This window comes from Aureimonas phyllosphaerae (assembly GCF_900113065.1).
In the GTDB taxonomy this organism is placed as follows: domain Bacteria; phylum Pseudomonadota; class Alphaproteobacteria; order Rhizobiales; family Rhizobiaceae; genus Aureimonas; species Aureimonas phyllosphaerae.
The window spans coordinates 1-14,043 of sequence record NZ_FOOA01000023.1 but is presented as its reverse complement, the minus strand read 5'-3'; the positions used below and the strand labels follow the sequence as shown (position 1 = coordinate 14,043).

At 64.5% G+C, this 14,043-nt stretch carries 15 protein-coding genes and 1 pseudogene; 4 read left to right on the top strand and 12 right to left on the bottom strand.

Translation table 11 applies throughout. From position 1 onward, the window contains the following. Positions 1-44: 44 nt before the first annotated feature. Positions 45-1,127 (top strand): enoyl-CoA hydratase/isomerase family protein, encoded by a 1,083-nt coding sequence (locus BM175_RS19215; protein ID WP_090965957.1) that lies wholly within the window; start codon positions 45-47, stop codon positions 1,125-1,127. Here the strand turns inward: BM175_RS19215 and BM175_RS19210 are convergent, their stop codons facing one another. From BM175_RS19210 to BM175_RS19200, 3 genes are all read right to left on the bottom strand, one after another. Next, positions 1,128-1,310 (bottom strand): hypothetical protein, encoded by a 183-nt coding sequence (locus BM175_RS19210; RefSeq protein WP_090965955.1) that lies wholly within the window; start codon positions 1,308-1,310, stop codon positions 1,128-1,130. A 110-nt stretch (positions 1,311-1,420) separates the two neighbouring features. Then, positions 1,421-1,597: a hypothetical protein gene (locus BM175_RS22825; protein ID WP_090965953.1), complete on the bottom strand. Its 177-nt coding sequence runs from the start codon at positions 1,595-1,597 to the stop codon at positions 1,421-1,423. After that, the gene (locus BM175_RS19200) at positions 1,594-1,827 is read right to left on the bottom strand and encodes a hypothetical protein (RefSeq protein WP_090965951.1); all 234 of its coding nucleotides are present in this window, start codon (positions 1,825-1,827) and stop codon (positions 1,594-1,596) included. Before BM175_RS19200 ends, BM175_RS22825 begins: the two co-directional genes overlap by 4 nt. A 134-nt stretch (positions 1,828-1,961) precedes the next feature. Here BM175_RS19200 and BM175_RS19195 point away from each other — a divergent pair, with 134 nt between their 5' ends. The 3 genes from BM175_RS19195 (at position 1,962) to BM175_RS19185 (ending at position 4,473) form a co-directional block, all read left to right on the top strand. Further along, positions 1,962-2,144 (top strand): hypothetical protein, encoded by a 183-nt coding sequence (locus tag BM175_RS19195; protein WP_090965949.1) that lies wholly within the window; start codon positions 1,962-1,964, stop codon positions 2,142-2,144. A gap of 117 nt (positions 2,145-2,261) precedes the next feature. After that, positions 2,262-3,461, top strand: a complete 1,200-nt coding sequence (locus tag BM175_RS19190; RefSeq protein WP_090965947.1) for an MFS transporter — start codon at positions 2,262-2,264, stop codon at positions 3,459-3,461. Between the two features lie 31 nt (positions 3,462-3,492). Continuing rightward, on the top strand, positions 3,493-4,473 hold the full coding sequence (locus tag BM175_RS19185; protein WP_090965945.1) for an asparaginase: 981 nt from the start codon (positions 3,493-3,495) through the stop codon (positions 4,471-4,473). A gap of 12 nt (positions 4,474-4,485) precedes the next feature. On the opposite strand, the gene BM175_RS19180 is transcribed toward BM175_RS19185, so the two are convergent. The 9 genes and pseudogenes from BM175_RS19180 to BM175_RS19140 form a co-directional block, all read right to left on the bottom strand. After that, the gene (locus BM175_RS19180) at positions 4,486-5,397 is read right to left on the bottom strand and encodes a Crp/Fnr family transcriptional regulator (protein ID WP_342029310.1); all 912 of its coding nucleotides are present in this window, start codon (positions 5,395-5,397) and stop codon (positions 4,486-4,488) included. A 357-nt stretch (positions 5,398-5,754) separates the two neighbouring features. After that, positions 5,755-6,174, bottom strand: a complete 420-nt coding sequence (locus tag BM175_RS19175; RefSeq protein WP_244546085.1) for a VanZ family protein — start codon at positions 6,172-6,174, stop codon at positions 5,755-5,757. Positions 6,175-6,246: 72 nt separating this feature from the next. Next, positions 6,247-7,215, bottom strand: a complete 969-nt coding sequence (locus BM175_RS19170) for a magnesium and cobalt transport protein CorA (RefSeq protein ID WP_090965941.1) — start codon at positions 7,213-7,215, stop codon at positions 6,247-6,249. Between the two features lie 104 nt (positions 7,216-7,319). Continuing rightward, positions 7,320-8,396, bottom strand: a complete 1,077-nt coding sequence (locus tag BM175_RS19165; protein ID WP_090965939.1) for an ABC transporter ATP-binding protein — start codon at positions 8,394-8,396, stop codon at positions 7,320-7,322. Between the two features lie 14 nt (positions 8,397-8,410). Next, positions 8,411-9,253, bottom strand: coding sequence for a carbohydrate ABC transporter permease (locus BM175_RS19160; RefSeq protein WP_090965938.1), 843 nt, complete (start codon positions 9,251-9,253; stop codon positions 8,411-8,413). Between the two features lie 3 nt (positions 9,254-9,256). Beyond that, positions 9,257-10,117 (bottom strand): annotated as a pseudogene (locus tag BM175_RS19155) (carbohydrate ABC transporter permease); the annotation flags it as partial. Between the two features lie 142 nt (positions 10,118-10,259). Beyond that, complete coding sequence (locus BM175_RS19150; RefSeq protein WP_090966024.1) at positions 10,260-11,510, bottom strand: ABC transporter substrate-binding protein; 1,251 nt, start codon at positions 11,508-11,510, stop codon at positions 10,260-10,262. Positions 11,511-11,541: 31 nt separating this feature from the next. Next, positions 11,542-12,711 carry a PLP-dependent transferase gene (locus tag BM175_RS19145; RefSeq protein ID WP_090965937.1) on the bottom strand — a complete coding sequence of 390 codons (1,170 nt, stop codon included), beginning with the start codon at positions 12,709-12,711 and terminating at the stop codon, positions 11,542-11,544. Continuing rightward, positions 12,708-13,391: a FadR/GntR family transcriptional regulator gene (locus BM175_RS19140; protein ID WP_244546084.1), complete on the bottom strand. Its 684-nt coding sequence runs from the start codon at positions 13,389-13,391 to the stop codon at positions 12,708-12,710. The genes BM175_RS19145 and BM175_RS19140 overlap by 4 nt, the downstream gene beginning before the upstream one ends. Positions 13,392-14,043: the final 652 nt, after the last annotated feature.

The window sequence follows — 14,043 nt, the reverse complement described above, 5'->3', positions numbered from 1 at the left end:
TTTCCACGGCAACGTGGAAGCGCACGAAGGGAGGAGGCGGAGCGATGGGGAACGAAGAGGATACGGTGATCGCCCACCGCGAGGGTGGCGCGGGCGTGATACGCCTCAACCGGCCGAAGGCGCTCAACGCGCTCGATCTCGGCATGGTGCGTTCCATGCGAAGGGCGCTCGAGATGTTCCTCGACGATCCCGCCGTCGCGCTCGTCATCCTCGAGGGAGAGGGCGAGCGTGCCTTCTGCGCGGGCGGCGATATTCGCGCCGTCGTGGCAAGCGGTCGCGCTCGAGATGGGGTGGCGGAAGCCTTCTGGCGCGAGGAATACGAGTTGCTGGCGCGGCTCGCAGGCGCCAGCAAGCCTGTAGTCGCGCTCACCGATGGCATCGTCATGGGGGGGGGCGCCGGGCTGGCCATGCACCTTCGGCACCGCGTGGCCACGGAACGCGTGCGGTTTGCCATGCCCGAAGTCGGGATCGGTTTCCTCCCCGATGTCGGTGCGACCTTCGTCCTGTCCCGCCTCGAAGGGGCGTTCGGCCGCTATCTCGCCCTGACGGGAGAGCCGATCGGGGCAGGGGATGCGATCGAGGCAGGCCTTTTCGATTGCTGCATCCCGTCCAATCGACTGGCGGACTTAAGAGCCCAGCTGACGAGGCTTCAGCCGGGGATGGACCACGCCACCGTTGCCGCCTTGATCGAAGGCGAAGCCGACCAGATCGGAGCGCCGCTTCTCGATCATCATGGGACCGCGATCGCCGAGGCGTTCGGAAGGGAGGACTTGTCGGAAATCGAAACGGCGCTCGCGGACATGAAGTCCGATCCCGTGCATGGAGACTTCGCCCAACGGACGCTTGCAACGATGCAGGGCCGATCGCCGTGGTCCATGGCATTGACGCACCAGCTCCTGGCGGCCGGCGAAGCCAGCAAAACCTTGGAAGCCTGTCTCATCCGCGAGTTTCGGGCCGCCTGCTTCTGTCTCGAAGTCGACGACTTCTACGAGGGCGTGCGGGCAGCCGTGATAGACAAGGATCGCAACCCGCAATGGCCGTCGAGGCGGGAAGGCTGGCGCCAGCCGGACCTCGGCGTCGTCCTGGCCGAGCGCGACGGGCGGCCTGACCCGTCGTTCGATCGGTGATCAAGGGTTGGCGGCAGCCTTGTCGTCGAGGATGCGGGCGAGTTCGACGGCCGTCCCCGAAAAGGTCTTGCCGCGATCCGGCTCGCGGAAGCACTTCCAGAGGTTCGTCTTCTTGTCGCGCTTCCAGCCGGCTTTCGCGATCCTGGCTTCGGCTGCGGTCTCGTGCGGTGTCTTGAAGGCCATCGGTCCGGATTCCCGTCTTGGTGGACCCTTCATAGTCAAACGCGGAGCGGTCGCGAAGAGCCGTCATCCGATACGAACACGCCGTTGCCAGTCCCTAAAAGATCAATCGTTCAGGGACCGCCAGCGACTGAACCCACCACCACCATGATGAGTTCGTCGAGATCGACCGGCCCGTTCAGGATCACGCCTGTCTCGGTCTCCTCGACCATCAGACGCCCATCACCGACTTCGGCCTGACGCTGTAGCTCGCCGACGATCGCCTGGCGGATGCTTTCCTCGACGCTCATCTCCGGCGCTCCGGTTCGCTGGTGGTAACGCCGGGCGGATATTGGAGCCCGCCTGCGCTGGTTTCGTCGACATCCTCATCGCTAAGGATGGGATCGCGCGGTTCAGGCTTGCCGTCCTGCGCTTCCACTTCAACGAGATCGTTGTCGAGACCTGCGAACTGCGCTTCGATCTGACGCGCCTCCTCGGCCTCTGTATTCGCTGGCTTCGCCTTGTGTTCGTTCGGCTGCATGGAAAACCTCCGCGATCGTATCCGAGAGCAACGCACGATGTGCAAAGGCGCTCCCGATCTCGCTCGAAGCAGCGACATCGAATGCGGGTGCCCCATATGGTTCGACGATGGAAGCAAGCCGAAGGGATCGGTGCTTGGCTCAGTTCGACAAGCCTTCAAACCGCAAGCGCGGCTCGCTGTGGGCCGTGATCACTGCGGTCATCGTGGTATCAGTCCTGTTCTTCATGTTCTTCTCGAGCCGCGATGGCGAGCGTCCGACCTCGACCACTGGCGGTACGGTTTCCACAGGGGCCTCGCCGACGACCGGAAACCGCTGAAAAGGACCCGCGACAGGCGGCCGGCCGGCGTGATACAGGCAGCGCAGAACCGTTCGTAGTCCTTATCGATCAGGGCTCGGACGGCAAGCACGTGGCCACGGACCGGGGTTCGTTCACATGTCGACCATCGCTGCCTCCTCGACGTCGCTGCGCGAGAAGACGACCCTGTCCGTTCTCTTCGCGATGAGCGGATGCCACATGCTGAACGACGTGATGCAGTCGCTGCTCGCATCGTTGTATCCGCTCCTCAAAGAGAACTACGCGCTCGACTTCGTGCAGATCGGGCTGCTGACGATGACGTTCCAGATCACGGCTTCGCTGCTGCAGCCGGGCGTCGGCGTCGTCACCGATCGCTGGCCCATGTCCTACGCGCTGCCGGTCGGCATGGGGTCGACCCTGTGTGGTCTCCTGCTCCTGTCCTCGGCGGGCAGTTTCCCGATGCTGCTTCTGGCCGCCAGCCTCATCGGGTTCGGCTCCGCGGTGTTTCATCCAGAAGCTTCGCGCGTCGCGCGGGCCGCGTCCGGCGGGCGCCACGGGTTTGCGCAGTCGCTGTTCCAGCTCGGCGGCAATGCGGGAACCGCACTCGGGCCGCTGCTCGCGGCGTTCATCGTGCTGCCCTTTGGCCAGCACAGTATCGCATGGTTCGCCGGCATCGCATTCCTCGGCATCGCCATCCTGACCTGGGCGGGGAACTGGTATGCGGGTCATCGCCGCGCGCAGATCGGACGGCCGCCGGTGAGCCGCGCCCTGCCGCTGCCCCGCAACACCGTGCTGTGGGCGGTGGCGATCCTCGTTCTCCTGACGGCGACCAAGAACGTCTATATGGCGAGCTTCTCCAGCTACTACACGTTCTACGTCATCGATCGATTTGCGCTGACGGTGCGCGAGGCGCAGCTGATGCTGTTCCTGTTCCTCGGCGCGGCGGCCGCCGGAACGTTCCTCGGCGGTCCCATCGGCGACCGCTACGGTGCGCGCTTCGTGATCTGGTTCTCGATCCTCGGCGTCATCCCCTTCGCCCTGCTGCTCCCTTACGCAAATCTGCCGCTGACCGCCGTGCTGACGGTCATCATCGGCTTCGTGCTCGCCTCCGCGTTCCCAGCGATCGTCGTCTTCGCACAGGAACTCCTGCCGGGCCGTGTCGGGCTCGTGGCCGGCATGTTCTTCGGGTTCGCCTTCGGGGCCGGAGGGCTCGGCGCGGCCTTCCTCGGCGATTTCGCCGATACGGCGGGCATCGAGTTCGTGTATCGCACGGTCTCCTATCTGCCGCTCCTCGGCCTCGCCACGATTCTTCTGCCCAGGCTCCCGTCCCTGCGCTGATCGTGGCGGGCTCTCGAACAAGGGACCCGTCATGCCGCGCATCCAACTCGTGACCACCGGTGGGACGATCGCCTCGCGGGCCGAGACGGCTGCGGCCGATGCCGACGTCGTGGCGTCCGTACGCGGCGATGCGTTGCGCGCCGGCCTCCATGACAAGCTGGAGGGGATCGAGATCGCGGTCGACGACTTCTGCAGCGTCAATTCGTTCTCGATCGATCTGCCGCTGGCATTCGCCCTCGCGAGGCGGATCGACCAGCATCTCGCCGATCCGGCCTGTGACGGCGTCGTGGTCACGCATGGGACCGACACGATGGAAGAGAGCGCGTTCCTCGCCGACCTCGTCGTCGCCTCGCCCAAGCCGGTCGTCTTCACCGGGGCACAGCGGAGCGCCGACGCGCCGGATACGGACGGGCCGCGCAACATCGCCGATGCCGTGCGCCTGGCCGCATGCCCCGACGCGGTTGGACTCGGATCCATGATCCTGTTCGAGGGCGACTTTCATGCCGCCCGCGATGTCACGAAGACCCATACGGCGCGAACCGACACCTTCCGTTCGGGGGAGCACGGGAAGCTCGGCGAGGTCGACGGGACGATCGTGCGCGTCCACCGACGCCCGACGTTGCGGCGTACGTTCGCGCCGACCGACATCGAAACGCGTGTCGAACTCGTCCGCATGGCGATGGGAAGCTCGGACAGGCTCCTGCGTTTCGTCGCGGGAGACGGCGCCCGGGCCATCGTGCTGGAAGGTTTCGGGCGCGGAAACACGCCGCCGATCGTGACCAGCGCGGCCGCCGAGATCATCGCCTCCGGCATCCCGGTCATCGTGACCTCCCGTTGTCCGGAGGGGCGCGTGAAGCCGGTCTACGGAAACGGCGGCGGTCGCGATCTCCAGCGGGCCGGCGCGATCTTTGCGGGGGACCTCAGCGGTACCAAGGCGCGCATTCTGCTGGCGGTCGCGCTGGGTAGCGGGGAAGCCGACCTCGAAGCCGTGTTCGGCGCTCTCGGCGGCTGATCCGCGAGCCGGTCAGCCCGGGGAGTAGAGGAGGCCCATCCTCTCGGCAGGCGCTTGGATCAAGCGCCTATATTCCTCTTCCGGAATGCCGTAGCAGCCGGCGGCAATCGCTTCGAGACCCATACGATCGAGAATGTGGATGCGGCCGCGCCTCGCCTTGATGAGGCGGGCGCCTTCCAGCACATGAATCTCATTCGTCACGCCCGACCGTCGCACCCCCAGCATGAGCGCCAGGAACTCGTGCGTCAGCGGAAGATCGTCGGTTTCCAAGCGATCCTGGGACATGAGAAGCCAACGCGCCAGCCGCTCGTTGATGTTGTATCGCCCATTGGCAAGCGCCGAATGCGAAAGCTGGACCTCGTAGCAATGGATGTAGCGCAGCAGGAGCTGGCGCAGGGCCTCGTCCTCTGCCACCAGTACGAGCAGCGCATGCGCCGATATGCGCAGAGAGGCGCCGGCCGTCTGCATGAAGGTGCGATGCGGCGTCTGCCCGACGCCGTGAAGGAGGCAGAACCCGGTCATGCCCTCGGGGCCGATATGTCCGACTTCGATCTCTTCCTTGCCGTCCCGGCTGGTCGCGACCATGGACGCCAGACCGGCTTCCAGAAAATGCACCTCGAGAATCTCAGCTTGCGGCTCAACCAGAAGTTCACGCACCGACAGTTCGACAGGCGTCAGGTGCGGAGCGATCCTCGCATAGGTCTCGGCCCCGACGACTGAGAGCAGACGATTGCGGATGCGGGACTGCGGTATGACCGACATCGGCTTGGCGCTTCCTCCAGACAACAGCGCGTTCCGGGCGTCATGGCCGGCTTGAACGTACAGCTTGGGGATCAGGTTATGGGGGAAGGGACAGCAATGCTCCATATGTAGCGGCGTACCGTACGCTTCTGACCTAAAACGCTTTTTCCGCCTCGACAGCACGGAGGGGTGACAACTTGTCCCGTGCGCTCGTCACCTTTCTACCTGTCAACGCGCAGGGCGTGGCGTGGAAGGCTGCCTGTGCTCTTGGCGGAAGAAGAAAGGAAGATCGCACGACCCATCGGTTGCGGCAGCGCGAACGGCCGACGACCCGAACGGTTCGTCGTTGATGGCTGATTGCTGCAACCGATTGGACATTTCTTTCGCAACTCCTAGTTACATCGGGTGGGAGAAGCGTCATGAAGATCGAAGCGGGGATCGCCCCGAAACGCATCGACTACAAGGGTGCTGATCGCGAGCGCCCTCGGAATGAAATGAGACCGGCTCGAGGGCTCCTCGTCGGCTTGGTTCTCTCAGCGATCATTTGGCTGGGGCTTTTGGTTTTCTGGCTGTCGGTTTGATCATTCGTCCATTTGATCCGGTTCCGCGTTCGTTGTCCCGCAGTCGCGCGTGGCCGAGCAGTAGGAGGCGACCGAGAAACAGCCCAACGAGCGCCCCGCAGGCCTTCACGAGCGCATCGTCGAACCTTGCATGCCGTGTCGGCGAGAGTTCCTGAAGCCATTCGATGGCGATCGCACCAACAACGATGGCCAGACCGACCGCGATCGAGTGCCGAGGGTAGGCCATCACGAAGAGCGCGGTCAGGCTGCAGAACGCGAGGGCCCGATCGAAGTCGACCGGCATGACGTCGTGGGGTCTCAACCCAATCGGGGAAACGGTGACGAAGAGGATCGCCGCAAGGGCGATCCAGGCGGCAGCACGCAGGAGGGTGGTTGTCATGCAACCGTCATCTGCGCCGATTGTGGCGGTGTCGTGCGAGGGCCGAAGAGTCGGACGATATGGTTGATGTGCCTAGAGCCAGCGCGCCTGACGGAAGCGGACGTAAAGGAGGGTGCAGGCGGCAACGATCACGCCGAGGACGATGAAGTAGCCGTAGTGCGACTTCAGCTCGGGCATGTATTCGAAATTCATGCCGTAGATGCCCGCAATGGCGGTCGGCACGGCCAGGATGGCGGCCCATGCGGCCAGCTGGCGCGTGATCGCGCCGGTGCGCTGCTGCTCCAGTAGATTGCTGAACTCGAAGACGGAAATGACGATCTGGATGAGGCCGTCGACGAGCGTCTGGACGCGCCGGACGTGATCGAGCACGTCGCTGAAGTAGGGCCGAGTTTCCGGATCGATGCAGGGCAGATCCAGCCGGACGAGTTTTCCAGCGACCTCGGCCATGGGAGCCAGCACCCGCTGGAATTTGGCGAGCTGACGGCGCAGCGTGAAGATGCGGGTGATCTCGTCGCGTCCGAGAAACGTGTCGAGCGAGCGCTGCTCCATCGTCAACACGTTGTCCTCGATCGCTTCCACGATCGGCAGGTATCCGTCGACGATAAAGTCGAGAATGGCGTGCAGGACGTAGTCGACGCCGTGAATGAGAAGGGTCGGCGCGGCCTCGAGGTGCTGGCGCAGGGCCGTGTGCGAACGGGCCGAACCGTGGCGCACGCTGATGATGTGGCTGTGCCCCAGGAAGATCGCCGTTTCCCCGTATTCGATCCGGTCGCCGTCCAGCGCCGCCGTCTTGGCGACGACGAAGAGCTGATTGCCATACACGTCCACCTTTGGCAGCTGCCGCGCGTCGACGGCATCTTCCACCGCAAGGGGATGAAGATTGTACTGCTCCTTGAGGACCTGCATCTCTTCATGCGTCGGATCGCAGATGCCGATCCAGACGAACTCGGACCGATCCGACGGACAGTCCACCTTCTCGTGAATCGAGATCTCGCGGACCCGCTTGCCGTGGCGGTAGAGATAGGCGGCGACCACGGTCATGCGGGGGCCTCGCGTCCCGGAGGGGAGGGCAGGGGCCGAAGGTGCGACCCGTCTTCGCCGCTACATGTCGCACGCTTTCGTGATGAAAAGATTGTGCTGCGCGGTCAGGCGTGTTCGCGGCGAATGCCCGTCTCGTCGTCGAACACATGAAGATGCTCGGCGGGCAGGAGCACGCTCAACCGCTCGCCGGCCGACCAGTCTCCGTAGCCGGGCCGATAGGCCTTGATGGCGACCTCGCCGTAGCGCAGGTGAACGATCGTACCGACCCCGGTCGGCTCGACGAGCTCCACGGCGCAGTCCACGGCATCCACCGCATCGGATGGCGCGAAGGCGACATGCTCCGGCCGGATACCGATCGTGACCGGTCGTCCTTCGGCCAGCCCGAGGGGCGCCAGCGGAATTTGGGCGTGGCCGACGTCGAGATGCGGTCGGAGGCCGTTGCGATAGAGGCCGGACACGAAGTTCATCGCGGGCGAGCCGATGAAGCCGGCGACGAAGCGGTTGGCGGGACGCTGGTAGAGATCGAGCGGGGTGCCGATCTGCTGGATGCGACCGGCGTCGAGCGCGACGATCCGGTCCGCCAGCGTCATCGCCTCGATCTGATCGTGCGTGACGTAGATCGAGGTTGCGCCGAGGCGCTGGTGCAGCTTCTTGATCTCGGCCCGCATCTGCTCGCGCAGGCGCGCATCGAGGTTGGACAGGGGTTCGTCGAACAGGAAGGCCTGCGGCTGGCGGACGATGGCCCGACCCATCGCGACGCGCTGGCGCTGTCCGCCGGAGAGGGCCCGCGGCTTGCGGTCGACGAGCTTCGACAGGCCGAGCGTTTCGGCGGCTCCGCGCACGACCTCCGAGATACGCTCCTTCGCGGTTTTGCGAAGCCGCAGCGAATAGCTCATGTTTCCCGCGACGCTCATGTGCGGGTAGAGCGCGTAGGACTGGAACACCATCGCGATGTTGCGGTCCTTCGGCTCCATGTCGTTGACGCGGCGTCCCCCGATCAGGATGTCGCCGGCCGTCGCCTCCTCCAGACCGGCGATCATGCGCAACAGCGTCGACTTCCCGCAGCCGGACGGGCCGACGAGGACGACGAACTCGCCGCTTCGGATCGACAGGTCGACCGGCTGGAGGACGTGGATCGGACCGAAGGATTTCTCGACGGCGTTGAGGTCGATCGTGGCCATGTGTGTCTGATCCTTCAGCCTTTGACCGCGCCGGCGGTGAGCCCCTGCACCAGGAAGCGCTGGATGAGGAGGAAGAAGAGGAGCGCCGGGATGAGCGCGAGGACGCCGGCGGCCATCATCTGCCCGAAGTTGACGCCGAACTTCGAGACGAAGGACAGGAGGCCGACGGGGAAGGTGCTGGCGTCCGTCTTCGAGATCAGCATCAGCGCGAAAAGAAGCTCGCTCCAGGCGGCGGTGAACACGAAGCCGAGCGTCGCCGCCATGCCGGGAAGGGTCAGCGGTACGATGATCTCGCGGAATGCCTGGAACCGGCTGGCCCCGTCGATCATCGCGGCTTCATCGAGATCCTTCGGGATCGCGTCGAAGAACGACTGCATCAGGAACACCGCAAAGGGCACGTTGAACGCGGAATAGACGATGATGAGGCCGGTGAGGCTGTTGGTGAGGCCGATCGGCGCCAGCATCCGGAAGATCGGCGCGATCAGCATGACGAGCGGGAACATCTGCGTCACCAGCATCAACCCGATCAGCCAGAGCTTGCCGCGAAACGAAAAGCGCGACATCGCGTAACCTGCGCCAGCCGCGATCAGCGTCACCACGACGGCGGTCGTCAGCGAAACGATCAGCGAGTTGCGGAAGAACAGCGGAAAGTCGCTGTTGCGAAGCACGAACACGAAATGCTCGAAGCTCGTGCGCGACGGCCAGAGGCGCACGCCCTCGCTGTAGAGAAGCGCGTTGGGCGTAACCGACACCTTCAGGAGCCAGAACAGCGGAAACAGCGCGACCACGATGTAGAGAAGGATCGCGGTGCGATGGGCGATGGTGCCGGCAAGGCGCCGGCGCGAGACGGCGGCCATGGGTCAGGACCTGTTCAGAAGCATCTGACGCAGACTCACGAGGAGCAGCGAATAGATCATCAGGAGCACCAGGAGCACGAGAGCGATCGCCGAGGCGTATCCGAAGTCGAGGCGGCGGAAGGCGGTCGTGAAGATGTAGCTCGCGACGATCTGCGTCCGGTCCGCCGGTCCGCCGTTGGTCATTACGACGATGAGGTCGGCGAAGTTCGCGATCCAGACGGTGCGCAGGAGGATCGTGATCGCGATCGTCGGCGCGAGGAAGGGAAGGGTGATCGAGCGGAAGCGCTCGATCGCACCGGCGCCGTCGATCGCGGCGGCTTCGTAGATGTCCTTCGGGATGGACTGCAGCGCGGCCAGGAGCGTGATGGCGAAGAACGGAATGCCCCACCAGACATTGGCGATGATCGGTCCCCACATCGCATGGTCGGGATCGGCGAGGATGTTGGTGGGCGTTTCCATCAGCCCGAGCGCCGTCAGCCAGTGCGGGATAGGGCCGACGACTGGGTTGAAGAGCCACGCCCAGTCGAGCCCGGACAGGAAGCTCGGTACCGCCCAAGGGAGAAAAACCAGCGCCTGGGCGAGACCCCGGCCGGCGAACGGGCGGTTGAGGAGAAGCGCCAGGATGAGGCCGAAGACGAACTGCAGCGCCACGGAGGTCCCCGTCCAGAAGACGGTGTTGCTGAGCGCCAGCCGGAAGTTCTGGTCCGAGGCTAGTTTCACGAAGTGGCCGAAGCCGACGAAGCCGCCGCTGAACGGATTGAGCAGGCGAATGTCGCGGAACGCATAGGAGACGCCGACCACGAGCGGCACCAGCATGATCGTGACGATCAGGATCACGGCCGGAGCCGCGTAGAGGTAGGGCTGCAGGCTGTAGGTCCAGCTTCGGCGCAGGACCTGGGGGGCAGGCGGCATGCCTGTCTGGCCGATGGCGGTCATGAACTCCAAGCCGGCTTCGTGGAAGGGGATGGGAAGCGGCCGGGCCGCTCCCCTTCGCGTCGTGATGGGCTCAGTTGCCCATCTGCTTCTTCTTGGCGGCCGTCAGGTACTCGGCCCACTGCTTGGCGAGATCGTCCGGCGTGATCGAGCCGAGAAGAGCCTCCTGGCTGGTCTTGATCACCAGCGAGTCCTTGAAGAAGGCGAACTCCTCGAGGTCCGTCGGCATGACGGTCGGCACGACATTCGGGTCGGACAGTTCCTCGAACCAGCCCTTGAACTTGTCCTGCGCGTAGAAGGGATCCTGCTCGGCCGACTTGTGGACGGGCAGCGCCCCGGTCCGCTTGTTCCAGGCGAGGTTGCCCTCCGGCCCTTCGAGCGCCTCGATCAGCTTCCACGCGAGATCCTTGTTCTCGCTGGCCGCGAACATCGACCAGCCGGCATAGCCGATGGTCGGGAAGGCCTTGCCGGCCGGGCCCTTCGGCATCGGCGCGACGCCGTACTGCTCGGGCTTCAGATGCTCGTCGATCGCGATCAGCGCGTCCGGGTCCTGATCGAGCATCGCGCAGGTGCCGGAATAGAAGCCCGCCACGATCTCGTTGAAGCCCCAGTTGATCGAGTCCTTCGGCGCATAGCCGTTCTTGTACATGTCGACCACGTAGGTCAGTCCCTTGACCCAGCCCGGCTCGAAGAAGGTCGACGTCCCGTCCTCCTTGAAGAACGTATTGTCGCCATTGGCCGTCGCGCCGAACATCACCCAGCCGTTCAGTCCGCCGGGGCCGCCGCGCAGGCAATAGGCCGACTTGCCGGCGGCCTTGATCTTCTCCGCGGCAGCCGTGAACTCGTCCAGCGTCTTCGGTGGCGCCTCGACGCCCGCCGCCTTGAAGACATCCTTGTTGTAGAACATCGCCCGCAGGTAGAAGCCGTAGGGCAGCATGTAGGCGGTGTTGTCGACGGCGCGGCCGAACTGGAGGGCGCGGTCGTTGAGGCCGCCCGTGTACTGCCAGTTCTTCAGGTACGGCTCGAGGTTCTCGAGCGCGCCGTTCTTGGCGTAGAGCGCGAGCCAGGTGTCGGGCATCTCGACGACATCCGGCGTCTCACCGGCCGACACGGTGGTCGCGAACTTCTCGAACGCTTCTCCCCAGGGCAGCGACGTGATCTCGACTGTGACGCCCGGATTGGCGGCCTCGAAGCCCTTGACGATCTCGCGCAGCGTCGCGGTGCGCTCGGGGCTCGTGATCACCTCGGTCAACTTCAGGGTCTGGGCCAGTCCGGGGCTGGCGCAGAGGCCGGCCAGCATGGTGGCGGTGAGAAGCGTCCTGATCATGCCATTCCTCCTTGGTTGTCGTCGGGGTTCAAAGCGTCGCGGCGTCGATGGCCGCCTCGATGTCGTTCCAGAGACGTTCCGTGCCTTCGAGCCCGACATGCAGGCGGACGGAGCGCGGATGAATGCCGAAGGCGACCGCGGAATTCGGCTGCGCGGCCTGAGCCCGAACGATCGCGCCGGGCACGACGAGGCTCTCGTGCCCGCCCCAGCTGACGCCGAGCGAGAAGGTCGAAAGCGCGTCGGCAAAGCGCGCGACGTCGATGCCTTCCCTGAAGACGAAGGAGAAGAGGCCCGACGTACCGCGCAGACCCTGGGGCAGCGCATTGGCGAGGCCGGGATGCGCCACACTCTCGACGGCCTGATGCGCCCGCAGGCGCCTTGCCACTTCGAGCCCCGACGCTTCGTGCGCCTTCATGCGGATCGGAAGAGTCCGCAATCCGCGGATCAGCAGCCATCCCTCGAACGGCGAGAGCTTGCCGCCGAGATAGGGGTGAGTCTCCGATCGGATCCGGTTGATCAATGCGGCAGGGCCGGCCACGACGCCGGCCACGACATCGCTATGTCCGCCGAGATATTTCGAGGCTGAATGGAGGACGAGATCGACGCCGAGCGCGATCGGGTTCTGGAAGACCGGCGACGCCCAGGAGTTGTCGATCACCGTCATGACACCGGCATCGCGCGCGAGCCGGGCGAGAGTACCGACGTCATGCGCCTCCATCGTCCAACTGGTCGGGCTTTCCATGTAAAAGAGCTTCGCCCCCGGCAGCGCCTTCTCGACCGCCACCTCGTCGAGCCCGTCGATATAGTCGACCTGGACCCCCATTCGCTTGGCGAAGGTCTCGAACAGGCGATAGGCGTCGGGATAGACGTTGCGGACCGCAAGAATCCGCTCGCCTAGCGATACGAAGGTCAAGACGGTGGACGAGATCGCGGCCATGCCGCTCGCAAACGAGAGAGCGTCCTCCGTCCCTTCAAGTTCCGCCACCTTCTCCTCGAAGATGCGCGTCGTCGGATTGAGCCCGCGGGAATAAGCTGGGCGTTGCTTCAGGCCGCGATAGACCGCTTCCATCTCGGCATAGGACTCGAAGGTGAAGAGCGAGGTCTGCACGATCGGCGGCACCACCGCCGCGTAGGCGTTGGGCGCATCGTGAGCCACGATGCCGGACGCATGGTCCAGCCAGTCCATCCCGTCGGTCATTGGGACATGTCCTTGATGTCTTCCTCGACGATGGCGAGGATGTTCAGGGTCTTCTCGCGCGCTTTGGCGGGATCGCGCCCGGCGATCGCGTCGAAAAGTTCGCGGTGGTACGGAAAGGATCGGCGCGCGAAGTCCGGTCGGTCGAACGGCTTCTCGAAGAACAGCTCGAACGCCTCCCGCATCTGTTCGAGAAGCTGGCCGAAAAGGGGGTTGTGCGTGGCGTCGTAGATGGAAAGATGAAAGGCCAGGTCTTCGCGGCCTGCCGTGCCCTTCTCCAGATGAACGCGCTCCATCTCCTCCAGCGTTTCCCGCATGCGCTCGATATCGGCGCGCTCCGCCCGGTTTGCTGCCAACATGCTGGCCTCTACCTCCAGCCCGCGCCGAACGTCGAGCGTCCGCAGGAGCCCGTCACGGACCGGGCCGGGATCGAAGGACAAGGGGAGATGAACCGTCGCGGCCGAAATGCTCCGGCGTAGAAATGAGCCGCTGCCTCGCCGCGTCTCGACGACGCCAAGTGCCTGGAAATGCCGCATGACCTCGCGAACGGTGGACCGACCGATGCCAAGGGCGCCCATAAACTCATGCTCGGTCGGAAGTCGATCGGACGGCTTCAGTCCGGATTTCGAGATGTGATCCGCGACGATCTGGATCGCATCTTTCGTCCGGTTCGCGGACGGCATCCGTGCCAGCCCCTCAATCGCCATATATCCCCCGACGTGACAAGGTTGTCAGACAGCAGACAGCGAATGAGACGAAGCGTCAAGGCAGAAAGGCGGCGACAAAAGTGTTTTGTGGGGGAGGGGAGAGAGGGGATACGGATACAGGTAGGACCGCAGCCGCAACCCACCGATCTCGGATCCCAAGACGCCCCGGTGACGACTGTCTGACGGTCTGGCGACGATGCAAGCTGTTGTTCGGGCTTCGGATTTGCACTTTTTCCCGAATGGTCGAATTTTTTGTATTGACCGCCGCGGCGTGTGCGCCCTATAAGCCGCTCATCGACGACGGCGGTGGCGCCGGGGCGGACGGGTTGGACGGCTGAGGCGGTCTGGTTGGTTTGCCGGGAAGTTGGGTTAGCGGTTGTGTTCTTCCGGGATATCTGGGAGGGGATGGCTGGCTGGCTCGGTTTTGCGCCTCTTGTGAGTGTCGGACGAGTTTTTTCGAGTTTGCTTCTGGCATGCTTGAAGGGTGGCTGGCCAGGTTGGTCACCCGAGCGGCGGACTTTTGTGGTTTGCCGGGTTCTTTGAGAATTGAAGAGAGAACGGAAGAAAGAGAGACGTGGACGGCGGTGTTGGTCGAGGACGGCTTGGGGCGATATCCTTTTCGCCTTGG